The sequence below is a fragment of the Burkholderia sp. R-40 genome, assembly GCF_049942845.1.
In the GTDB taxonomy this organism is placed as follows: Bacteria; Pseudomonadota; Gammaproteobacteria; order Burkholderiales; family Burkholderiaceae; genus Burkholderia; species Burkholderia ambifaria.
Genome location: NZ_CP187967.1, coordinates 537,285 through 559,738, shown reverse-complemented (window position 1 = coordinate 559,738; position 22,454 = coordinate 537,285). Strand labels below are relative to the sequence as shown.

The 22,454-nt window shown below is 67.1% G+C and carries 18 protein-coding genes; 1 reads left to right on the top strand and 17 read right to left on the bottom strand.

Going from position 1 to position 22,454, the window contains the following annotated elements; all coding sequences use genetic code 11:
* Positions 1 to 35: 35 nt before the first annotated feature.
* On the bottom strand, positions 36 to 2,831 hold the full coding sequence (secA, locus tag ACP26O_RS02570) for a preprotein translocase subunit SecA (protein ID WP_165750833.1): 2,796 nt from the start codon (positions 2,829 to 2,831) through the stop codon (positions 36 to 38).
* Between the two features lie 267 nt (positions 2,832 to 3,098).
* Between secA and ACP26O_RS02565 the strand changes: the two genes are divergently transcribed.
* Complete coding sequence (locus ACP26O_RS02565; protein WP_006756825.1) at positions 3,099 to 3,578, top strand: DUF721 domain-containing protein; 480 nt, start codon at positions 3,099 to 3,101, stop codon at positions 3,576 to 3,578.
* A gap of 77 nt (positions 3,579 to 3,655) precedes the next feature.
* Here the strand turns inward: ACP26O_RS02565 and lpxC are convergent, their stop codons facing one another.
* The 16 genes from lpxC to rsmH all read right to left on the bottom strand — a co-directional run bounded on the left by lpxC (position 3,656) and on the right by rsmH (position 22,438).
* Entirely contained in the window at positions 3,656 to 4,573 is a 918-nt protein-coding gene (lpxC, locus tag ACP26O_RS02560) for a UDP-3-O-acyl-N-acetylglucosamine deacetylase (RefSeq protein ID WP_006756824.1), read from the bottom strand.
* 240 nt (positions 4,574 to 4,813) lie between these two features.
* Complete coding sequence (locus ACP26O_RS02555; protein ID WP_175665350.1) at positions 4,814 to 5,320, bottom strand: peroxiredoxin; 507 nt, start codon at positions 5,318 to 5,320, stop codon at positions 4,814 to 4,816.
* 199 nt (positions 5,321 to 5,519) lie between these two features.
* Positions 5,520 to 6,716 carry a cell division protein FtsZ gene (ftsZ, locus tag ACP26O_RS02550; RefSeq protein WP_006752448.1) on the bottom strand — a complete coding sequence of 399 codons (1,197 nt, stop codon included), beginning with the start codon at positions 6,714 to 6,716 and terminating at the stop codon, positions 5,520 to 5,522.
* A 190-nt stretch (positions 6,717 to 6,906) separates the two neighbouring features.
* Positions 6,907 to 8,139: a cell division protein FtsA gene (gene ftsA / locus ACP26O_RS02545; RefSeq protein WP_006752447.1), complete on the bottom strand. Its 1,233-nt coding sequence runs from the start codon at positions 8,137 to 8,139 to the stop codon at positions 6,907 to 6,909.
* A 26-nt stretch (positions 8,140 to 8,165) separates the two neighbouring features.
* Positions 8,166 to 8,918: a cell division protein FtsQ/DivIB gene (locus ACP26O_RS02540; RefSeq protein ID WP_006752446.1), complete on the bottom strand. Its 753-nt coding sequence runs from the start codon at positions 8,916 to 8,918 to the stop codon at positions 8,166 to 8,168.
* Between the two features lie 19 nt (positions 8,919 to 8,937).
* On the bottom strand, positions 8,938 to 9,879 hold the full coding sequence (locus tag ACP26O_RS02535; RefSeq protein ID WP_011655894.1) for a D-alanine--D-alanine ligase: 942 nt from the start codon (positions 9,877 to 9,879) through the stop codon (positions 8,938 to 8,940).
* A 1-nt stretch (position 9,880) separates the two neighbouring features.
* On the bottom strand, positions 9,881 to 11,278 hold the full coding sequence (murC, locus tag ACP26O_RS02530) for a UDP-N-acetylmuramate--L-alanine ligase (RefSeq protein ID WP_175661554.1): 1,398 nt from the start codon (positions 11,276 to 11,278) through the stop codon (positions 9,881 to 9,883).
* On the bottom strand, positions 11,275 to 12,378 hold the full coding sequence (gene murG, locus ACP26O_RS02525; RefSeq protein WP_011655892.1) for an undecaprenyldiphospho-muramoylpentapeptide beta-N-acetylglucosaminyltransferase: 1,104 nt from the start codon (positions 12,376 to 12,378) through the stop codon (positions 11,275 to 11,277). Before murG ends, murC begins: the two co-directional genes overlap by 4 nt.
* Positions 12,375 to 13,658 carry a putative lipid II flippase FtsW gene (ftsW, locus tag ACP26O_RS02520; RefSeq protein ID WP_175665351.1) on the bottom strand — a complete coding sequence of 428 codons (1,284 nt, stop codon included), beginning with the start codon at positions 13,656 to 13,658 and terminating at the stop codon, positions 12,375 to 12,377. Before ftsW ends, murG begins: the two co-directional genes overlap by 4 nt.
* Positions 13,655 to 15,163 carry a UDP-N-acetylmuramoyl-L-alanine--D-glutamate ligase gene (gene murD / locus ACP26O_RS02515; protein ID WP_175665352.1) on the bottom strand — a complete coding sequence of 503 codons (1,509 nt, stop codon included), beginning with the start codon at positions 15,161 to 15,163 and terminating at the stop codon, positions 13,655 to 13,657. The genes ftsW and murD overlap by 4 nt, the downstream gene beginning before the upstream one ends.
* 27 nt (positions 15,164 to 15,190) lie before the next feature.
* Positions 15,191 to 16,360 (bottom strand): phospho-N-acetylmuramoyl-pentapeptide-transferase, encoded by a 1,170-nt coding sequence (gene mraY / locus ACP26O_RS02510; protein ID WP_006752439.1) that lies wholly within the window; start codon positions 16,358 to 16,360, stop codon positions 15,191 to 15,193.
* Positions 16,361 to 16,376: 16 nt separating this feature from the next.
* Complete coding sequence (locus tag ACP26O_RS02505; protein ID WP_175665353.1) at positions 16,377 to 17,783, bottom strand: UDP-N-acetylmuramoyl-tripeptide--D-alanyl-D-alanine ligase; 1,407 nt, start codon at positions 17,781 to 17,783, stop codon at positions 16,377 to 16,379.
* On the bottom strand, positions 17,780 to 19,318 hold the full coding sequence (locus tag ACP26O_RS02500; protein WP_175665354.1) for a UDP-N-acetylmuramoyl-L-alanyl-D-glutamate--2,6-diaminopimelate ligase: 1,539 nt from the start codon (positions 19,316 to 19,318) through the stop codon (positions 17,780 to 17,782). The genes ACP26O_RS02505 and ACP26O_RS02500 overlap by 4 nt, the downstream gene beginning before the upstream one ends.
* Positions 19,315 to 21,162: a peptidoglycan D,D-transpeptidase FtsI family protein gene (locus ACP26O_RS02495; RefSeq protein WP_105834670.1), complete on the bottom strand. Its 1,848-nt coding sequence runs from the start codon at positions 21,160 to 21,162 to the stop codon at positions 19,315 to 19,317. The genes ACP26O_RS02500 and ACP26O_RS02495 overlap by 4 nt, the downstream gene beginning before the upstream one ends.
* Entirely contained in the window at positions 21,159 to 21,500 is a 342-nt protein-coding gene (ftsL, locus tag ACP26O_RS02490) for a cell division protein FtsL (RefSeq protein ID WP_011655887.1), read from the bottom strand. Before ftsL ends, ACP26O_RS02495 begins: the two co-directional genes overlap by 4 nt.
* Entirely contained in the window at positions 21,497 to 22,438 is a 942-nt protein-coding gene (gene rsmH, locus ACP26O_RS02485; protein ID WP_175665355.1) for a 16S rRNA (cytosine(1402)-N(4))-methyltransferase RsmH, read from the bottom strand. The genes ftsL and rsmH overlap by 4 nt, the downstream gene beginning before the upstream one ends.
* Positions 22,439 to 22,454: the final 16 nt, after the last annotated feature.

Genomic DNA, 22,454 nt, shown 5'->3' with positions numbered 1-22,454 from the left:
GGATGAAGCGGCACGCCGATGCGCGCCGCCGCCGATCATGACAGCTTCCCGTGACATTGCTTGTACTTCTTGCCGCTGCCGCACGGGCATGGGTCGTTGCGGCCGACCTTCGGCAGCTCGCCGGCGTGGCCGTGGGTCATCGCGCTGCCGACCATGTCGGCCGTCGCGGTGGCCGCCGTGGCGGCCGCGACGTTCGCCACCGGCGCGCCGGATTCCGCGTAGTCGGCGTGCTGGTACTCGACGTTCTCGAGATGACCGCTGCGCTCCTCGATCTGCTCGGCGGCCTCCTCGAGCTGCTCGGGCGACTGGATCTGCACGTTCATCACGATGCGCGTGACTTCCTGCTTGATCGCATCGAGCATCGCGGCGAACAGCTCGAACGCTTCGCGCTTGTATTCCTGCTTCGGGTTCTTCTGCGCATAGCCGCGCAGGTGGATGCCCTGGCGCAGGTGGTCGAGCGCCGCGAGGTGCTCGCGCCAGAGGCGGTCGACCGTCTGCAGCATCACCGAACGCTCGAACGCGCTGAACGATTCGCGGCCGACCATCGCGACCTTCGCCTCGTACTGCTCGTCGGCGGCGGTCGTCACGGCGTCGAGAATCTCGTCGGCCGTGATCGACGACGACTCGTTCACCATTTCCTGGATCGCGAGGTCGAGCTGCCAGTCGTTGCGCAGCGCTTCCTCGAGCTCGGGCACGTCCCACTGTTCCTCGATGCTGCCTTCCGGCACGAACTGGCGGACGACTTCAGTGATCACGCCGTGACGCATCGCCGAGATCGTCTCGGTGATGTCGTGGGCTTCGAGCAGTTCGTTGCGCTGCTGGTAGATCACCTTGCGCTGGTCGTTCGACACGTCGTCGTATTCGAGCAGCTGCTTGCGGATGTCGAAGTTGCGTGCTTCGACCTTGCGCTGCGCGGATTCGATCGAACGCGTGACGATGCCGGCCTCGATCGCCTCGCCTTCGGGCATCTTCAGGCGATCCATAATCGAACGCACGCGGTCGCCCGCGAAGATGCGCAGCAGCGGATCGTCCAGCGACAGGTAGAAGCGCGACGAACCCGGGTCGCCCTGGCGGCCCGCACGGCCGCGCAGCTGGTTGTCGATCCGGCGCGATTCGTGGCGCTCGGTGCCGATGATGTGCAGGCCGCCCGCGGCCTTCACCTGCTCGTGCAGCGTCTCCCACTCGTCGTGCAGCTGCTTGATGCGGCGCGCCTTTTCGTCGGCCGGGATCGCTTCGTCGGCTTCGATGAACGCCGCCTGCTTCTCGGCGTTGCCGCCGAGCACGATGTCGGTACCGCGGCCGGCCATGTTGGTCGCGATCGTGATGCGTTTCGGACGGCCGGCTTCCGCGACGATCGCGGCTTCACGCTCGTGCTGCTTCGCGTTCAGCACTTCGTGCGGCAGCCCGGCCTGCTTCAGCAGGTGCGACAGCAGTTCCGAGTTCTCGATCGACGTCGTGCCGACCAGCACCGGCTGACCGCGCTCGTAGCACTCGCGAATGTCGCGGATCACCGCGTCGTAGCGCTCCTTGGCGGTCTTGTAGATCTGGTCCTGCTTGTCGATCCGCTTCGGCGGCCGGTTGGTCGGGATCACGACCGTCTCGAGGCCGTAGATCTCGTTGAATTCGTACGCTTCGGTGTCCGCCGTACCCGTCATGCCCGCGAGCTTCGCGTACATCCGGAAGTAGTTCTGGAACGTGATCGATGCGAGCGTCTGGTTCTCGCTCTGAATCTTCACGTGTTCCTTCGCCTCGACCGCCTGGTGCAGGCCGTCGGACCAGCGGCGGCCCGCCATCAGGCGGCCCGTGAATTCGTCGACGATCACCACTTCGCCGTTCTGCACGACGTAGTGCTGGTCCTTGTAGAACAGCGTGTGCGCGCGCAACGCCGCGTACACGTGGTGCATCAGCGTGATGTTCTGCGGCGCGTACAGGCTCTCGCCCTCGCCGATCAGGCCCCACTCGGCGAGCAGCCGCTCGGCCTTCTCGTGGCCCGACTCCGTCAGGAACACCTGGCGCGATTTTTCGTCGAGCGTGTAGTCACCCGGCTTCTCGACGCCCGTGCCGTCGGCCTTCTCCTCGCCGATCTGGCGCTCGAGCAGCGGCGGCAGCGCGTTCATCCGCACGTACAGTTCGGTGTGATCTTCGGCCTGGCCCGAGATGATCAGCGGCGTACGCGCCTCGTCGATCAGGATCGAGTCCACTTCGTCGACGACCGCGAAGTTCAGTGCCCGCTGCACGCGCGCTTCGGTCTCGTAGACCATGTTGTCGCGCAGGTAGTCGAAGCCGAACTCGTTGTTCGTACCGTAGGTGATGTCCGACGCGTAGGCCTGCTGCTTCTGCTCGTGCTCCATGCCGGACAGGTTGATGCCGACCGACAGACCGAGGAAGTTGTAGAGACGCGCCATCCATTCGGCGTCGCGCTGGGCGAGATAGTCGTTGACCGTCACGACGTGCACGCCGCGGCCGGCCAGCGCATTCAGGTACACGGGCAGCGTCGCGACGAGCGTCTTGCCCTCGCCGGTGCGCATTTCCGCGATCTTGCCGTAGTGGAGCACCATGCCGCCGATCAGCTGCACGTCGAAGTGGCGCATCTTCAGCACGCGGCGGCTCGCCTCCCGGCAGACCGCGAACGCCTCGGGCAGCAGCTTGTCGAGCGACTCCCCGGCCGCGACCCGCTGGCGGAACTCGTCCGTCTTGCCGCGCAACTGGTCGTCCGTCAGCTGCTCGATCTGCGTTTCGAGCGCATTGATCGTCTCGACGGTCTTTTGATATTGCTTGACGAGCCGCTGGTTGCGGCTGCCAAAAATTTTCTGGAGAAAACCGGTTGTCATCGGATCGGATCCTGCGTCGCAGCACCGGCGCCCGGCGCGTGTTGCGCGCCCCGACGCCCGAGCCTCGGCGGCTTAGCGAATTAGTGGAATCAAACGAGGAATTTTAGCACGCGGGGACGCATGCGCCCGTGTGCCGGCTGGACGCGCGCCGCGCGGCGAACCCGCGCGGGCCGCCGGACGCACGGCCCGAAAGCCGCCCGTGCGCGTGCCGGCGCGGGTACAATCGGCGTCAACGTCCGCGCAGGTGCGCGCCCGAAGAATGCCTCGATGAACCGATTTTCCAAGCGTTTCGGCCCGCTCTCCGCGTATCGCCCCCAACCCGTGTCCGAAGTGCTCAACCGCACCGACGCGTTCGCCGCGCTGCGCGCCGGCGTCGAACAGGTGGCGTCGCTGCAGCGCGACCTCACCGCGCTCCTGCCCGACTATCTTGCGAATCATGTCGAACCGGGCTCGATCAAGGACGGCACCCTGACCCTCTTTGCCGCGCACAATGCGCTCGCTGCCCGGCTGCGACAGGTCGAGCCGCGGCTGCTTGCCGAGCTGCAGAAGCGCGGCTGGCCGGTGTCGGCGCTGCGCGTACGCGTGCGGCCGAAGGACGCGCCGGAGCCGCCGCACGTGAAGCAGGCGCGCATGACGACCGTCGGCGCCGCCGCGTTGCGCGAACTCGCCGATCACCTCGAGCCGTCGCCGCTGCAGGCCGCGCTCGCGCGGATGGCCGCGCGGCACGGCGCGAAATCGTCGCGCTGAGCGCGCCGCCGACCGCGCCGCCCAGCAAAAAAGCGACCCGAAGGTCGCTTTTTTTATTCGCTCGGGACGAACGCCGATCAGGCGAAGGCCGTCTGCGCGTCGAACGCAAATCCTTTCGGCGCGGCTTGCGGATCGTCGAACGTGACGATCTCGTACGCGTCTTCGTGGGCGAGCAGCTCGCGCAGCAGCGCGTTGTTCAGCCCGTGACCCGACTTGTATGCCGTGTACGACGCCAGCAGCGGATGGCCGACCACGTACAGGTCGCCGATCGCGTCGAGCATCTTGTGCTTCACGAACTCGTCGTCGTAGCGCAGCCCGTCGTTGTTCAGGATCCGGTATTCGTCGAGCACGATCGCGTTGTCCATGCTGCCGCCGCGTGCGAGACCCAGCTCGCGCATCATTTCGACTTCGTGGGCGAAACCGAACGTGCGCGCGCGCGCGATCTCGCGCACGTACGACGTGTTCGCGAAGTCGACCTCGAGTTCCTGGCCGGTCTTGTCGACCGCCGGATGACGGAAGTCGATCGTGAACTTCAGCTTGAAGCCGAAATACGGCTCGAGACGCGCGAACTTGTCGCCGTCGCGGATTTCGACCGGCTTCGTCACCTTGATGAAGCGCTTCGGCGCGTTCTGCTCCTCGATGCCCGCGGACTGGATCAGGAACACGAAGGACGCGGCGCTGCCGTCCATGATCGGGATTTCCTCGGCCGTCACGTCGACATAGAGATTGTCGATGCCGAGGCCGGCGCATGCCGACATCAGGTGCTCGACGGTCGACACGCGCGCGCCATCCTTCTGCAGCACCGACGCGAGCCGCGTGTCGCCGATCGACATCGCGGATGCCGGGATGTCGACAGGCGTGGGCAGGTCGACGCGCGAGAAAACGATCCCCGTGCCCGGCGCGGCCGGACGGAGCGTCAGTTCAACCTTGCGGCCCGAGTGCAGACCGATACCCACGGTCTTCACGATCGATTTGATGGTGCGCTGCTTCAGCATGGTCTTCTTCAACTTGATTGAGAATATCAATCAGGAGTTATATTCGATAGGTGAGATTATAGCGTAATTCCCTATTCAACGCTGTTGGAAACTGCGTATCAATCTGTTTCGACTGTTTACCCGCGCCGATACGGGACGGGCCGATGCCCGGAACGGAGGCGTTTCCGGTCATCGGCCCGTGTTACAACTGCCCCGACGGCGGTGAGCAGCGTTGCCGGCAGGCAACGGCGCACCGCACGATCAGGGCGTCAACGTCGCGAGAACACTCGCCGCATCGCTCACTTCGAACTTGCCCGGCGCTTCGACGGCCAGCGTCTTGACCACACCGTCGTCGACCACCATCGCGTAGCGCAGGGAACGGATTCCCATGCCACGCGCGGACAAATCCTGCGTCAGCCCCAGCGCATGAGTGAAAGCAGCGCTGCCGTCCGCCATCATGCGCACCTTGCCCGCGGTGTGCAGATCACGTCCCCATGCGCCCATCACGAATGCGTCGTTGACGGACACGCACCAGAGCTCGTCGATGCCCGCCGAGCGCAATTGCTCGGCGTGCTCGACATAGCCCGGCACATGCTGCGCCGAACAGGTCGGCGTGAAAGCACCGGGCAATCCGAAGATCACCACCCGCTTTCCCGCCACCTGGTCGCGCACGCTGAAGGCGTTCGGCCCCAGCGTGCAGCCTGCGCGCGCGTCGTCGATGAACTCGAACAATTGCGCGTCGGGCAGCGCGTCGCCCACTTGAATCATGGCTGGTCCCTCATAGCGATACGGTTTTTCAGCGTATTGCGGACAGCACGTCCCATCCCGCTCCACTCATGCGAAGAGGGCACGTTTCCCGGCCCGGCGTCGCATCCGACGCGGCCTGTCGTGGTCCGTGGCATCCGTCACGCCGGCGTTACCGCGGCAAATCTCAGCGATTGCGCCGCGGCTTCGCCTGTGTGCGTCGTCAGTCAGCCTGCTTGCGCAGGAAAGCCGGGATGTCGTACGTATCGACACCCTTCTCCTGCAGCGCCTGCACGTGCGATGCCGCGGTTTCGCGCGAGTTGCGCCACACCGCCGGCGTATCGAGCGCGCCGTAGTCGGCCGTGCTGACGTGTTGCGGCTGCGCGTAACCGTGCGAAACCGCGCTGACCGGCTGGTTGTCGGTGCCCGTGCGCAGCAGCGTCATCGGAGCCGATTGCTGCTTCTTCGCCGCACGGCCCAGACCCGTCGCCACGACCGTCACGCGCAGTGCATCGCCCATCGCGTCGTCGTACACCGCACCGAAGATCACCGTCGCATCTTCCGCCGCGTAGCTCTTGATCGTGTTCATCACTTCGCGCGTTTCCGACAGGCGCAGCGAACGGCTCGACGTGATGTTGACCAGCACGCCGCGCGCGCCCGACAGATCGACGCCTTCGAGCAGCGGGCTCGCCACGGCCTGTTCCGCCGCGAGGCGTGCGCGATCGACGCCGGCGACCGTCGCCGTGCCCATCATCGCCTTGCCCTGCTCGCCCATCACCGTCTTCACGTCTTCGAAGTCGACGTTCACGAGACCATCGACATTGATGATTTCGGCAATGCCCGCGACCGCGTTGTTCAACACGTCGTCCGCGCACTGGAAGCACTTGTCCATCTCGGCGTCATCGCCCATCACGTCGAACAGCTTGTCGTTCAGGACGACGATCAGCGAGTCGACGTGATCCTCCAGTTGCTGCGAGCCTGCTTCCGCGACGCGCATGCGCTTGCCGCCTTCGAATTCGAACGGCTTGCTGACGACGCCAACCGTCAGGATGCCCATCTCCTTCGCGATCTGCGCGACCACCGGCGCCGCGCCCGTGCCCGTGCCGCCGCCCATGCCAGCGGTGATGAACACCATGTGCGCGCCGCGCAGTGCATCGGCGATGCGCTCACGCGCTTCTTCCGCCGCGGCACGGCCCATTTCCGGCTTCGCACCGGCGCCCAGGCCCGTGTTGCCCAGCTGGATCACCGACGATGCGCGCGAACGCGACAGCGCCTGGGCGTCCGTGTTCATCACGATGAAGTCGACGCCCTGCACGCCGCGGTTGATCATGTGCTGAACGGCATTGCCGCCAGCGCCGCCAACGCCGACCACCTTGATGATGGTGCCGTTGGTTTCGGTTTCCAGCATTTCGAATTCCATTGTTGCCTCCGTCAAGAAAATAAGACTACTCGGCCGTTATTCGGCAGGAGATCGGGCAACCCCCTGTCGCGCGCCAGCCGCCGGCACCGGCGCGAATTTCGATTCGGTTCATCCCCAGGACAACATCGGGCCGCCCCGCGTTTTCCTGGCCCCCTCGGGGGCAGGCTCGGCGTACCGAGCCGTGGGGTACTCAAAAATTACTCAGGAACCATTCCTTCATCCGCGAGAAGATCTGCCCCGCGTTGCCGGACTGCACGGCGACCTTGCGGCCGCGCATGCGCTGCGCGCTGCCTTCGACGAGCAGGCCCATCGCCGTCGAATAGCGCGGATTGCGCACCACGTCGGCGAGGCCGCCCGCGTATTCCGGCGCGCCGATGCGCACCGGTTTCAGGAAAATGTCTTCGCCGAGCTCGACCATGCCCGGCATCATCGACGCCCCGCCGGTAATGACCACGCCGGAGCTCAGCAGTTCTTCGTAACCCGACTCGCGCACGACCTGCTGCACGAGCGAGAACAGTTCCTCGACGCGCGGCTCGATCACCGCCGCGAGCGCCTGGCGCGACAGCGTGCGCGGACCGCGTTCGCCGAGGCCCGGCACTTCGACCATCTCGTCCGGATCGGCGAGCGCCTGCTTGGCGATGCCGTAGCCGACCTTGATGTCTTCCGCGTCCGGCGTCGGCGTGCGCAGCGCCATCGCGATGTCGCTCGTGATCTGGTCGCCGGCGATCGGAATCACCGCGGTATGGCGGATCGCGCCTTCGGCGAAGATCGCGATGTCGGTCGTGCCGCCGCCGATGTCGACCAGCACCACGCCGAGATCCTTCTCGTCTTCCGTCAGCACGGCCAGCGACGACGCGAGCGGCTGCAGGATCAGGTCGTTCACTTCCAGCCCGCAGCGGCGCACGCACTTGACGATGTTCTGCGCGGCGCTGACCGCGCCCGTCACGATGTGCACCTTCACCTCGAGGCGGATGCCGCTCATCCCGATCGGCTCGCGCACGTCTTCCTGGCCGTCGATGATGAATTCCTGCGTGAGGATGTGCAGCACCTGCTGGTCGGTCGGGATGTTGATCGCCTTCGCGGTCTCGATCACGCGCGCGACGTCGGTCTGCGTGACTTCCTTGTCCTTGATCGCGACCATCCCGCTCGAGTTGAAGCTGCGGATGTGGCTGCCGGCAATCCCCGTGAACACGTTGGTGATCTTGCAGTCGGCCATCAGCTCGGCTTCCTCGAGCGCGCGCTGGATCGACTGCACGGTGGCCTCGATGTTGACCACCACGCCCTTCTTCAGACCTTTCGATTCGCTCTGGCCGAGGCCGATGACCTCGTAATGGCCTTCGCCCTTCAGCTCGGCGACGATGGCCACCACCTTCGACGTGCCGATGTCGAGGGAAACCAGCAGATCCTTGTAGTCTTTGCTCATAAAGTGCTCTTGCGTGTGATCTCTCGTTACTTCTTGCGCTTGTCGGTATCGGTCAGGAACCGCATGCCTGCCGCACGAATCGCGAATCCGTTCGGATAACGCAGGTCCGCGTACTCGATGTCGTTGCCCCAACGCTCCGTGACGGCCGGCCATGCGGCGACGAGGCGCTGGCTCCGGTCATGCAGGGTCTCGCTGGTGCGCTCCTTGCCCAGTTCGACCTGCATGCCGTTCGACAGCTTCACCGTCCACGCGTAGCGCGCCGACAGCGTCACTTCTTCCGGCGCCGCCTTCAGCGGCGCAAACCAATTCGCGAAGTCGCGATACCGCGTGACGACTTCCTTCGCACTGCCCTCCGGGCCGTCGAACGCCGGCAGTTCCTGATCGAGCTCGCCCTGGTTCGCGGTGAACAGCTCGCCGTCGACGCTCACGAGCTGCGCGCTGCCCCAGGTCCCGAGCGGTTTGTACTCCTCGAGCGTGACAGCCAGCGCATTCGGCCACACCCGGCGCACGCTCGCGTGACGCACCCACGGCATCTGCTCGAACGCGGCCCGCGCCGAGTCGAGATCGACCGTGAAGAAATTGCCTTTCAGCCGGCCGACCACGCCCGCGCGCACCGTCGGCGAGTTGATGTGCTCGGTGTCGCCGTCGATCCGGATCTCGCGCAACGCGAACGTCGGACGCTGGATCAGCCAGTAGCAGCCGGCCGCCGCCAACACGAGCAGCAGCAGCGCGTACAGCGCGCTGGCGGCAAGGTTGAGTTGGCGAACGTTGTTCCACATACGTCGTTCCGTTCCTGCGTCAGTCGTTGAGCGTAAGCGCCAGCACCTTCACGACCAGCTCCGAATAGCTGATGCCGATCGAGCGCGCGGCCTTCGGCGGCAGCGAATGGTCGGTCATCCCGGGGGCCGTGTTCACTTCCAGGAAATACGCGTTGCCAGCGGCGTCGAGCATGAAATCCGCGCGGCCCCAGTCGGTGCAGCCGAGCACGTCGAACGCGCGGCGCGCGATGCGCTTCAGTTCGGTTTCCTGCTCCGCCGGCAGCCCGCACGGAATCAGGTACTGCGTATCGTTGGCGACATACTTCGCGTGGTAGTCGTAGAACTCGCCCGCCGGCACGATCTTGATCAGCGGGAGGTCGAGATCGCCGGCGATGCACGCGGTGTATTCGCCGCCGCCTTCGATGCTCTTCTCGACGATCACGATCTTGTCGTGCGTCGCGGCTTCCGACAGTGCGGCGGGCAACGCGTCGGCCGTCTTGACCTTCAGCACCGCGACGCTCGAGCCTTCGCTCGCCGGCTTCACGAACAGCGGCAGGCCGAGCTTCGCCACGATGTCCGTCGCGCGCGCAGCGTAGTCGTCGCCGCGCATCACCGTCTCGAACGGCGGCGTCGGCACGCCCGTCTGCTGCCACACGAGCTTCGTGCGGAACTTGTCGAGGCCGAGCGCCGAGCCGAGCACGCCGCTGCCCGTGTAGCGGATCCCGTAGAAATCGAGCGCGCCCTGGATCTGGCCGTTCTCGCCATAGCCGCCGTGCAGCGCGTTGAACGCGCGCACGAAGCCTTCATCCTTCAGCGCCGACAGCGGCCGCTCGGCCGGGTCGAACGGATGCGCGTCGATGCCCGCGTCGCGCAGGCCCTGCAGCACGAGGCGGCCCGAGGTGAGCGACACCTCGCGCTCGGCGGATTCGCCGCCGAACAACACTGCCACCTTGCCGAAACGTTTCGGATCGATCCCGCTCATGTCATGCCTTCTGTTGAATGTGTTGCACGATCTTCGCCGGCACGCCGCCGATCGAACCCGCGCCCATCGTGATCACCACGTCGCCGTTCCGGGCGACCCCCGCCAGTGCGTCCGGCACGTCGTCGACCGACGCGACGAACACCGGGTCGACCTTCCCCACCGCACGCAGCGCACGCGACAGCGCATCGCCGTTGGCCGTCGCGATCGCCGCTTCGCCCGCGGCATAGACTTCCGTCAGCACCAGCGCGTCGACCGTCGACAGCACGTTGACGAAGTCGTCGAAACAGTCGCGCGTGCGCGTGTAGCGGTGCGGCTGGAACGCCAGCACGAGGCGGCGGCCCGGAAACGCGCCGCGCGCGGCCGCGACCGTCGCGGCCATCTCGACCGGGTGGTGGCCGTAGTCGTCGATCAGCGTGTACTGGCCGCCGTCCGCGCTCGGCACCTCGCCGTAGCGCTGAAAGCGTCGGCCGACGCCGTTGAATTCCGCCAGCGCCTGCTGGATCGCGTCGTCCGACACGCCGAGATCGGTCGCAATCGCGATCGCCGCGAGCGCGTTCTGCACGTTGTGCAGGCCCGGCAGGTTCAGCACCACCGCGAGCGGCGCACGACCTTCGCGGATCACCGTGAAGTGCATGCGGCCGTCGCGCGCGTCGATGTCTTCGGCGCGCACCTGCGCATCCGGCGACAGGCCGTAGCGCACGACCGGCTTCGAGATGAACGGGATGATCTGCCGCACGTTCGGATCGTCGACGCACACGACCGCGCTGCCGTAGAACGGCAGGCGCTGCGTGAATTCGATGAACGCCTGCTTGAGCCGCGCGAAATCGTGGCCGTAGGTGTCCATGTGGTCGGCGTCGATGTTCGTGATGACTTCGATCACCGGATACAGGTTCAGGAACGACGCGTCCGACTCGTCGGCCTCGGCGACGATGAAGTCGCCCGTGCCGAGCCGCGCGTTCGCGCCGGCGCTGATCAGCCGGCCGCCGATCACGAAGGTCGGATCGAGGCCGCCCGCCGCGAGCACGCTCGCGACGAGGCTCGTCGTCGTGGTCTTGCCGTGCGTGCCGGCAATCGCGATCCCCTGCTTCAGGCGCATCAGCTCCGCGAGCATCACCGCGCGCTGCACGATCGGCACGCCCTGGTGCCGTGCGGCCAGTACTTCGGGATTGTCCGAGCGCACGGCCGTCGACACGACGACCGCGTTCGCGCCCGCGATGTTCGCCGCGTCGTGGCCGATCGAGATCCGCGCGCCGAGCGCCTCGAGACGATCGGTCACCGCGTTGCGCGACAGGTCCGAGCCGCTGACCTCGTAGCCGAGGTTGACGAGCACTTCGGCGATGCCGCTCATGCCCGCGCCGCCGATCCCGACGAAATGAATCTGTTTGACGATGTGTTTCATTTGATTTCTTCCAGGTTCGCGCCGGCCACCGTCGCGCAGATGCGCGCGACTTCGTCGGTTGCCTCGGGCTTGGCCAGCGAGCGCGAACGTTCCGCCATGTCCGCGAGCGATGCACGCGACTGGCTGCGCAGCCAGTCGGCGAGCAACTCCGCCGACAGGTCGCGTTGTTGCACCAGCACCGCCGCGCCCGCATCGGCGAGGAACGCGGCGTTGGTCGTCTGGTGATCGTCGACCGCGTACGGGAACGGCACGAACAGCGCCGCCACGCCCACCGCCGCGATCTCCGACACCGTCATCGCGCCGGAACGGCAGATCACGAGATCCGCTGCCGCGTACGCGCTCGCCATGTCGTCGATGAACGGCACGAGCCGCACGGCGTCGCCGCCCGCGAAACCGGCCGCTTCGTAATTCGCCTTCAGCGCGTCGATGTGCTTCGCGCCGGCCTGGTGCACGACGCGCGGGCGCTCGCCCGGCGCCAGTAGCGCCAGCGCGCGCGGCACGACTTCGTTCAGTGCGGCCGCGCCCAGGCTGCCGCCGACCACCAGCAGGTTCAGCGGGCCGCTGCGCGATGCATAGCGTGCTTGGGGCGTTTCCGTGCGCGCAAGTTCCGCGCGAATCGGGTTGCCGGTCCATTCCGCGTGCGGCAGTGCGCCGGGGAACGCGACGAGCACGCGCTTCGCGAATTTCGCGAGCACCTTGTTCGCGAGGCCGGCAATCGAATTCTGCTCGTGCAGCACGAGCGGACGGCCCGACAGCGCGGCCATCACGCCCGCCGGGAACGTGATGTAGCCGCCCATCCCGAGCACGACGTCGGGCCGCACACGGCGCAATGCGCCGAGGCTCTGCCAGCACGCGCGCAGCAGGTTGAACGGCAGCGTCAGCTTGGTCTTCAGGCCCTTGCCGCGCAGCCCGCCGAAGCGCACGTATTCCATCGGAATGCCGTGTTTCGGCACGAGCGTCGCTTCCATCCCGGCCGGATTGCCGAGCCATACGACGCGCCAGCCCGCCGCTTCCATCCGGTGCGCGACAGCGAGCCCCGGGAACACGTGGCCCCCGGTGCCGCCTGCCATCACCATCAGCGTGCGTCGCGACGCGGTCATACCTTCCCTCCCCGCATCAGCACGCGATTTTCATAATCGACCCGCAGCAGCACCGCGAGCGCGACGCAATTCAGCAGAATGCCCGAGCCGCCGTAGCTCACGAGCGGCAGTGTCAGGCCCTTGGTCGGCAGCAGGCCGAGGTTCACGCCCATGTTGATGAACGTCTGCGCACCGAACCAGATGCCGATGCCCTTCGCCGTCAGGCCCGCGAACGTGCGGTCGAGCGCGAGCGCCTGGCGGCCGATCTCGAACGCGCGGCGCACGATCCAGTAGAACAGCAGGATCACGACCAGCACGCCGATGAAGCCAAGTTCCTCGCCGATCACCGCGAGGATGAAGTCGGTATGCGCTTCCGGCAGGTAGTTCAGCTTCTCGACGCTGCCGCCGAGGCCGACGCCGAACCACTCGCCGCGGCCGAACGCGATCAGCGAGTGCGTGAGCTGGTATGCCTTGCCCTGCGCGTAGCGTTCGTCCCACGGATCGAGATACGCGAAGATCCGCTCGCGACGCCACGGCGACAGCCACACGAGCATCGTGAACGTGCCGACCGCCGTCGCGACGAGGCCGCCGAACAGCTTGCCGTTCACGCCGCCGAGGAACAGCACGCCCATCGCGATCGCGGCGACCACCATGAACGCGCCCATGTCCGGCTCGAGCAGCAGCAGCGCGCCGACGAGACCGACCGCGAACGCCATCGGCAGAAAGCCCTTCGCGAAGCTCTGCATGTATTCCTGCTTGCGCACCGTGTAGTTCGCCGCGTAGATCGTCACCGCGAGCTTCATGATTTCCGACGGCTGCATGTTCGTGATGCCGAGCGGAATCCAGCGGCGCGCGCCGTTCACGCCCTTGCCGACGTGCGGAATCAGCACGATCACGAGCCCGACGAGTGCGATCAGGAAGAGATGCGGCGCGTATTTATCCCACGTCGACACCGGTACGCGGAACGCGATCACCGCCGCGATGAACGCGACGCCGAGCGACACGCAGTGACGCATCAGGAACGCGTAATCGTGATACGCCGCGTATTTCGGCGAATCGGGCATCGCGATCGACGCCGAATACACCATCACGACGCCGAGCCCGAGCAGCGCGATCGCGACCCACAGCAGCGAGTAGTCGAAATCGAGCATCCGCGAGCGGCTCGGCCGCACGCCGTTGACGACGCTGGCGAGACCGCCCGTCGCGGCGCGCGTGGCCGACGCGACGCGGCCGCCCGCGGCATTGCCGCCGGTGCCGCGCCGGTCGTTGAAACGGGAGACGAGGCGATCGGACCAGCTCATGTCGTCGCTCCTTTGTCGATGGCGATTTCGTCCACGGCCGCGCGGAACACGTCAGCGCGGTGGGCGTAGTTCCTGAACATGTCGAGGCTCGCGCAAGCGGGCGACAGCAGCACCGCGTCGCCCGGCTCCGCGAGCTCGGCCGCCGCATGCACCGCCGCCTCGAGCGTCGTATGGTCGGCAAGCGGCACGCCCGTCTCGGCGAGCATGTCGCGGATCGCCGGCGCATCGCGGCCGATCAGCATCACCGCGCGGCACCACCGCGCGACCGGCGCGACCAGCGGCGCGAAATCCTGCCCCTTGCCGTCACCGCCCGCGATCAGCACGATCTTCTGCGCGAGCCCGTCGAGCGCGGCCACCGTCGCGCCGACGTTCGTTCCCTTGCTGTCGTCGACGTAGTCCACGTCGTCGATCGTCGCGACCACTTCGACACGATGCGCTTCGCCGCGATATTCGCGCAGCGCGTGCAGCAGCGGCGCGGCCGGCAGGTCGATCGCACGCGCGAGCGCGAACGCGGCCAGCGCGTTCGCCGCGTTGTGCAGCCCGCGGATGCGCAGCGCGTCGGCCGGCATCAGGCGCTTTTGCGCGATGTCAGGCGTATGCGCGCCGTCGCGCTTGCGCCGGCGGCTCGTCGTCTCGTCCGGCGCGTCGCGGTCGACCGCCTCGACCAGCCACGCGATGCCGTTGTCGCGCGACAGGCCGTAGTCACCCTGCTGCGCCGGTTCGTTCAGGCCGAACGTGACCGTGCGCGCCGCATCGGCCGCGCCGACGGCCGGCGCGAACTTCATCACGGCCGCATCGTCGCGATTGAGCACGCGCGTCGTCGTCGCGCCGAAGATCCGGCCCTTCGCCGCCGCATACGCGTCGAAGCTGCCATGCCAGTCGAGGTGATCCTGCGTGATGTTGAGAATCGCGGCCGCATCGGGCGCGAACGTGCGCGCCGTCTCGAGCTGGAAGCTCGACAGTTCGAGCACCCATACGTCAGGCAGCGCCGTCTCGTCGATCGCGCCCGCGAGCCGGTCGAGCATCGCCGGGCTGATGTTGCCGGCGACGGCGACCTTCTTGCCCGAACGCTGGCACAGCAGGCCGGTGAGGTTCGTCGTCGTGGTCTTGCCGTTGGTGCCGGTAATCGCGAGCACCTTCGGCTGGTAGCCGCTCGTGCCGAGCGCGCGCAGCGCCTGCGCGAAGAATTCGAGCTCGCCCCACACCGCGATCGCGCGCTCGTTCGCGGCTGCGATCAGCGCGGCGAGTGCCGGTTCGAGCGGCGACAGGCCAGGGCTCAGGCCGACGATCTCGACACCGCCGTCGAGCAGCGCGGGCGTGAACGGCCCGCCGACGAACTCGGCATCGATGCCTTCGGCCTGCAGCGCGGCAAGGTTAGGCGGCGCCTCGCGGGTATCGGCAATACGCAGCCGGCACCCGTGCCTCGCGCACCATCGCGCGATCGCGAGGCCCGATTCCCCGAGCCCCAGTACGAGCACCATCGGCCGCTGCCGATCTCCAAACATCTCGCCAGACATCCTTTTACCTTTCCTTTACCGCAACTTGAGGGTGGACAGACCGAACAGGCACAGCATCAGCGTGATGATCCAGAAACGCACCACCACCTGCGTTTCCTTCCAGCCGGACAATTCGAAATGGTGATGCAGCGGCGCCATCTTCAGCAGGCGCCGCCCTTCGCCGTAACGCTTCTTCGTGTACTTGAACCACGACACCTGCAACATCACCGACAGCGTTTCCGCGACGAAGATGCCGCCCATGATGAACAGCACGATTTCCTGGCGCACGATCACCGCGACCGTGCCGAGCGCGCCGCCGAGCGCCAGTGCGCCGACGTCGCCCATGAACACCTGCGCGGGGTGCGTGTTGTACCAGAGGAACGCGAGCCCTGCCCCGCCCATCGCCGAACAGAAGATCAGCAGTTCGCCCGCGCCCGGAATGTGCGGGAACAGCAGATATTTCGAATAGACCGAGCTGCCCATCACGTACGCGAACACGCCGAGCGACCCGCCGACCAGCACGACCGGCATGATCACGAGGCCGTCGAGGCCGTCGGTGAGGTTCACCGCGTTGCTCGCGCCGACGATCACGAAGTAGGTCAGCACGATGAAGCCCCACACGCCCAGCGGGTAGCTGATCGATTTCAGGAACGGCAGCATCAGGTCGGCACGCGCGGGCAGCCCCATCGACAGGCCGCTGCGCACCCACGCCATGAACAGGTCGAACACGCGCACGTTGTTCGCCTCGGACACGCTGAATGCCAGGTAGACCGCCGCGAACAGCCCGATCACCGATTGCCAGAAATACTTTTCGCGCGACGACATCCCGCGCGGATCCTTGTAGACGACCTTGCGATAGTCATCGACCCAGCCGATCACGCCGAAACCGAACGTGACGAGCATCACGATCCAGATGAAACGGTTGGTCAGGTCGCCCCACAGCAGCGTCGCGACCGCGATGCCGATCAGGATCAGCACGCCGCCCATCGTCGGCGTGCCGGACTTCACGAGGTGGCTCTGCGGGCCATCCTTGCGCACGGCCTGCCCGACCTTCATTTGCGTCAGCTTGCGGATCACCCACGGTCCGCACACGAGCCCGATCCCGAGCGCGGTGATGGTGGCCATCACCGCACGGAACGTCAGGTACGTGAACAAGCGCAAAAAGCTTGCGTCGCCCTGCAGCCATTGCGCCAGCGCCAGCAGCATGCTTCCTTCCTTCTACTCAGTGTGCGGCGGGCACCGTGCCCGCCGCGGATTGGTTCGTCAGCGCGTCGACCACGCGCTCCATCTTCATGTACCGCGAGCCCTTCACGAGCACCGTCGCCTGCGCACCGTAGCCCGCCGCGAGCAACGCCGCCACCAGCGCGCCGACGTCGCCGAAATGGCGGGCCGTGTCGCCGTACGCCGTGCACGCATCGCGCGATGCGTCGCCGAGCGCGAACAGCGCATCGATGCCGCGCTCGCGCGCATACGCGCCGATCTCGCGGTGGAATGCCGGGCCTTCGTCGCCGACCTCGCCCATGTCGCCGATCACCAGCACGCGCGGCGCCGGTTGCGCGGCCAGCACGTCGATCGCCGCGCGCATCGAGTCGGGGTTCGCGTTGTAGGTGTCATCGACGACCGTCGCGCCCGCGAGGCTGCCGACGTCCGCCTGGCGGACCTGCAGACGCCCCTTGACCGGCTCGAACGATTCGAGGCCCTGCTTGATCGCGGCCAGTTCGATACCGGCCGCGAGCGCCGCCGCCGCCGCCGCCAATGCGTTGCGTGCGTTGTGCTCGCCGAGCGCGCGCAGGCGCACCTTCACCGCGCCCGACGGCGTGTCGATCGCAAGCTCGCCGCCGTGCAGGCGACCCGTGACCTGCGCTTCGACCTGCCGTTCGGCATCGTGCAGCGCGAAATCGAGGATCGGGTTGCCGGTCGCCGCGACGCGCCAGATGCTCGCGTACGCATCGTCGGCCGGGAACACCGCGACGCCGTCCGGCGTCAGCGCGTGGATCACGGCCGCGTGCTCGAGCGCAACGGCTTCGACGGTAGCCATGAATTCCTGGTGCTCGCGCTGCGCGTTGTTGACGAGCGCGACGGTCGGTGCCGCGAGGCGCGCGAGGACTTCGGTCTCGCCCGGATGGTTCATCCCGAGTTCGATCACCGCGACGCGATGCGCGCCGGACAGGCGCAGCAGCGTCAGCGGCACGCCGATGTCGTTGTTCAGGTTGCCGGCCGTCGCCAGTCGCGCGTCGGCGCCGACTGCCGCCGCGAAGATCGACGCGATCATTTCCTTGACGGTCGTCTTGCCGTTGCTGCCCGTCACCGCGACGAGCGGCACCGCGAAGCGCTTGCGCCAGCCGTGCGCGAGCGCGCCGAGCGCGGCACGCGTTTCACCGCCCTCGACGACCGGCATCGCGAGACCCGCCGGCACGTGCGCGACGAGCGCCGCGGCTGCGCCACGCGCGGCCACGTCGCCCAGGAAGTCGTGCGCGTCGAAGCGGTCTCCCTTCAGCGCGACGAACAAGTCGCCCGGGCCGACCGTGCGGCTGTCCGTCGACACGCGCTCGAACGTCGTGTCCGGATCGCCGTGCACGGTGGCGCCGGGGATCAGGCGGGCGGCTTCGCCGAGACTGAGCATCGTCATTCGCCGCCTCCCTTGACGTGCGTCGCGCGTGCAGCGAGCGCGAGCCGCGCGTGATCCTGATCGGAGAACGCGCGCTTCTTGCCCATGATTTCCTGCGTCGCCTCGTGCCCCTTGCCGGCCAGCACGACGACGTCCTCGCGGGCGGCGCCGCGCACGGCCTGCAGAATCGCGCTTGCGCGATCCTCGATGCGGCGCGCGTGATCGGGCGCCGTCATGCCCGCGATGACCTGGTCGATGATGCGCTGCGGATCTTCGCTGCGCGGGTTGTCGCTCGTGACGACGACTTCGTCGGCGAGCCGCTCGGCGATCGCGCCCATCAGCGGGCGCTTCGTCGCATCGCGATCGCCGCCGCAGCCGAACATGCACACGAGCCGGCCGCCGCGCGCGGCCGCGATCGGGCGCAACGCGTCGAGCGTCTTCTCGAGCGCATCGGGCGTATGCGCATAGTCGATCACGACGAGCGGTTCGTCGTTCTGCAGCCGGCCGCCCAGACGCTGCATGCGGCCATTGACGGACTCGAGCCGTGCGATCTCCGCGACCGCCGCGTCGAACGGCACGTCGGCCGCGAGCAGCGAGCCGAGCACCGCGAGCAGGTTGCTGACGTTGAACACGCCAAGCGTGCCGACCTCGACGTCCGCGTCGCCCCACGACGAACGCAGGTGGAATGCCGTGCCCGTGGCGGTGGCGCGCACGTCGAGCGCGACCAGCTCGCGATCGGCGTCGGGCGCCTGCGTGTCGCCGATTCCGTATGCGATCGTACGCACGCGGCCGGCCAGCTTCTCGAGCAGCCGGCGGCCGGCTGCGTCGTCGCGATTGACGACCGCCGCGCGCAGGCCGCGCCACGCGAACAGCTTCGCCTTCGCGGCTTCATACGCGTCGAACGTGCCGTGATAGTCGAGGTGGTCCTGGGTGAGGTTCGTGAACACGGCGATGTCGAATGCCGTGCCGTTCACGCGGCCCTGATGCAGCGCGTGCGACGACACTTCCATCGCGACGGCCTTCGCGCCCGCGTCGTGCAGCTGCGCGAGGCTGCGCTGCAGCTGCGGCGCGTCCGGCGTCGTGAAGCCGGTCGGCACCAGATGCCCGTGCATGCCGCTGCCGAGCGTGCCGATCACCGCGCACGGCTGGTGCAGCGCCGTCAGCGCGGCGGCGATCCATTGCGTGCACGACGTCTTGCCGTTCGTACCGGTCACGCCGATTGCGAGCAGGCTGTCGCTCGGGTCGCCGTACCAGCCGCTGGAGATCTCGCCGGCCAGTTGGTCGAGCGCCGGCACCGCGAGTGCGACGGGCACGGCCGGCGCGGCCGCGAGGCCTTCCGGCTGATACAGCACGGCGGCCGCGCCACGCGCGACGGCATCGGCAATGAAGGCGCGATTGTCTGCGCCGTCGACCGCATAGCCGAGAAACACGTCGCCGGCCCGCAGGCTGCGCGTGTCGGCATGCAGTTGCGCCGCGGGGGCCACATGCTGGCGCAGCCACGCAAGCGCGGCTGCGATCTGCTGATGCGCCGGATGGGAACTGCGAGCGGCGCTCATCGAACAACTCCTGGTGAATTACGTGTCGTGCTGGATACGATCATATGCTTCGCACCGCTACCCGCGGCGAGCTTTTGCGGACCCGGCTTCGCGGGTGCGCCCGGTGCGTCGTCGGACACGACCAGCTGCTTGATCGGCATGTTCGGCGGCACGTTCAGCGCGCGCATCGTATCGCCGGCGATCGCCGAGAATACGGGGCCGGACACCTGGCCGCCGAAGTGGCTGCCGGCGGTCGGTTCGTCGACCGACACCGCGACGACGATGCGCGGATTCGGCATCGGCGCCATCCCGACGAACGACGCGCGGTACTTGCGCGTATAGCCGTGGCCTTCATGCTTGTACGCGGTACCGCTCTTGCCGCCGACGCGATAGCCCGGCACGGCGGCGTCCGGCGACGTACCGCCCGGCGCGACGACCGTCTCGAGCATCGCGCGTACTTCGCGGGCGGTGGTCGGGTTGAACACCTGCGTGCCGGCGATCGGCTGATTGGGGTCGGTCTTGAAAATGGTCACGGGCATCAGCTCGCCGTCGTGCGCGATCGCCGTGTACGCGCGTGCGAGCTGGAACAGCGACACCGACAGGCCATAGCCGTACGACATCGTGGCCTGCTCGATGCGGCGCCAGCTCTTCCACGGACGCAGGCGGCCGGCTACCGCGCCCGGGAACCCGACCTTCGGCGCCTGGCCGAGGCCGATGCTCGTATACATATTCCACATTTCCTCGGGCCGCATCGTCATCGCGATCTTCGTCGCGCCGATGTTGCTCGACTTCTGGATCACGCCGCCGACCGTCAGCGTGCCGAAGCCCGCGTCGTCGGTGATCGGCGCGCCGTCGAGCACGAAGTGGCCGTTGCCCGTCTCGACGAGCGTGTTCGGCGTCACGCGGTGCAGGTCGAGCGCGAGCGATACCGTGAACGGCTTCATGATCGAGCCCGGCTCGAACACGTCGGTCATGATCCGGTTGCGCAACTGCTCGCCCGTCATCCGCGAGCGGTCGTTCGGGTTGTACGTCGGGTAGTTGACGAGCGCGAGCACTTCGCCGGTACGCACGTCGACGACCATCGCCGCGCCAGCCTTCGCCTTGAACTTCTCGACGGCGGCCTTCAGGTTCGCATAGGCGATGTACTGGATCTTGCTGTCGATCGACAGGCCGACGTCCGTCCCGTTGTGCGGGGGAACCTGTTCGGCGACGTCCTCGACGATGTGCCCCAGCCGGTCCTTGATCACGCGGCGCACGCCGGACGTGCCGGACAGCAGCTTCTGGTCGCCGAGCTCGACGCCTTCCTGACCTTCGTCCTCGACGTTCGTGAAGCCGATAAGGTGCGCGGTGATCTCGCCTTCCGGATAAAAGCGCTTGTACTCATTGCGCTGATAGATACCGGGGATATCGAGCGCGGCAACCTTGTCCGCGACGTCGATCGGCACCTGGCGCTTCACGTAGACGAAACCCTTGTCTTCCGACAGCTTCACGCGCAGTTCCTTCGGCGTCATGCCGAGGAGCTTGCCGAGCTGGTTGATCTTGTCCGCGCCGAGATCGTCCGGCACGGCGTCCGGAATCGCCCAGATCGCGCGCACGGGCAGACTCGTCGCGAGCACGAGCCCGTTACGGTCGAGGATCTTGCCGCGCGTGGCGGGCAGTTCGAGCGTGCGCTGATAGCGGCTTTCGCCCTGCTTCTGATAGAACGCGTTGCCGGGCCCCTGGATCCAGAACGCCCGCGCGGCGAGCGCGACGAACGCCATGAACAGCATGAACACGACGAGTTTCGAGCGCCACATCGGCAGGTGCACGCCGAGCACCGGGCTCGACGAAAATTTCACGTCCTGGCGCTTTTGCGACGGCTTCATCGCGCGCCTCCGTGGCCCTTGGCGGCCGCGTCGGCCGACGCGGGAATCGGCGCGTCGATCGCCTTCACGGCTCCCGGCGGCAGCGTCAGGTATTGGGTGCGGCCCGTCGTGATCGGCTGCATCTTCAGCGAATCGTTCGCGAGTTGCTCGATGCGCGACGTCTTCGACAGCGCGCTCTGCTGATATTGAAGCTGCGCATAGTCCTGCTGGAGCTGACGCTCCTGCGACTGCGCGCGCTGCAGCTGGATGAAGATCTGGCGCTGCTGGTTCGTCGAGTTGACGACCGACAGCGCGCAACCCATCACGATGATCAGCAGGAAGATGTTGAAGCGGCTCATGGCGTGACGCGCTCCGCGATGCGCATCACGGCCGACCGGGCGCGCGGATTCGTGACGACTTCCGCTTCGCTCGGGAATTGACGGCTGATTATCTTGAGCGGCGGGCTCGGGAGGTCGACGGCACGGATCGGCAGGCGACGATCGACCGCGGGCGCACTCGCGTGCGCCTGCATGAATCGCTTGACGATCCGGTCCTCGAGTGAATGAAAGCTGATGACCACCAGCCGCCCCCCTTGCTCCAGCAACGACAATGCCGCGTCTAGTACGACTTGCAGGTCCGCAAGCTCTTGATTGACGTGAATCCGTATAGCCTGAAAGGTGCGGGTTGCCGGATCCTTGCCCTTCTCACGGGTTTTGACGACGTGACCCACGATTTGGGCAAGCTCGCCCGTGGTGTCGAGAGGCCCAAGACGGTCGGACTCTGCCCGGCGAGCAACAAGCGCCTTTGCAATCTGAAAAGCAAACCGTTCTTCCCCATAATCCCGTATCACCTCCGTCAATTCCTGCACCGAAGCCCGCGCGAGCCATTCGGCCGCCGACTCCCCACGCGTCGGATCCATTCGCATGTCCAGCGGGCCATCGGCGCGAAAGCTGAAGCCGCGCGCCGGATCGTCCACCTGCGGCGAGGACACGCCCAGGTCCAGCAACACACCCGACACCTTCTCGATACCGCGCGCCGCAAGCGCGTCGCGCATCGATGCAAAGCTGTCATGCACGATCGAGAAGCGCGCATCCTCGATGCGCTGCGCCGTCTCGATCGCCCTCGGATCCTTGTCGAACGCGATCAGCCGGCCGGCCTCCGCCAGCCGCGCGAGTACCGCGCGGCTATGGCCGCCGCGCCCGAACGTGCCGTCGACATAAATGCCGTCCGGCCGCGTCACGAGCGACTCGACTGCTTCGTCCAACAGCACGGTCCGATGCTGCAATTCATTTCCCATCGCGGGCGTCTCCGTC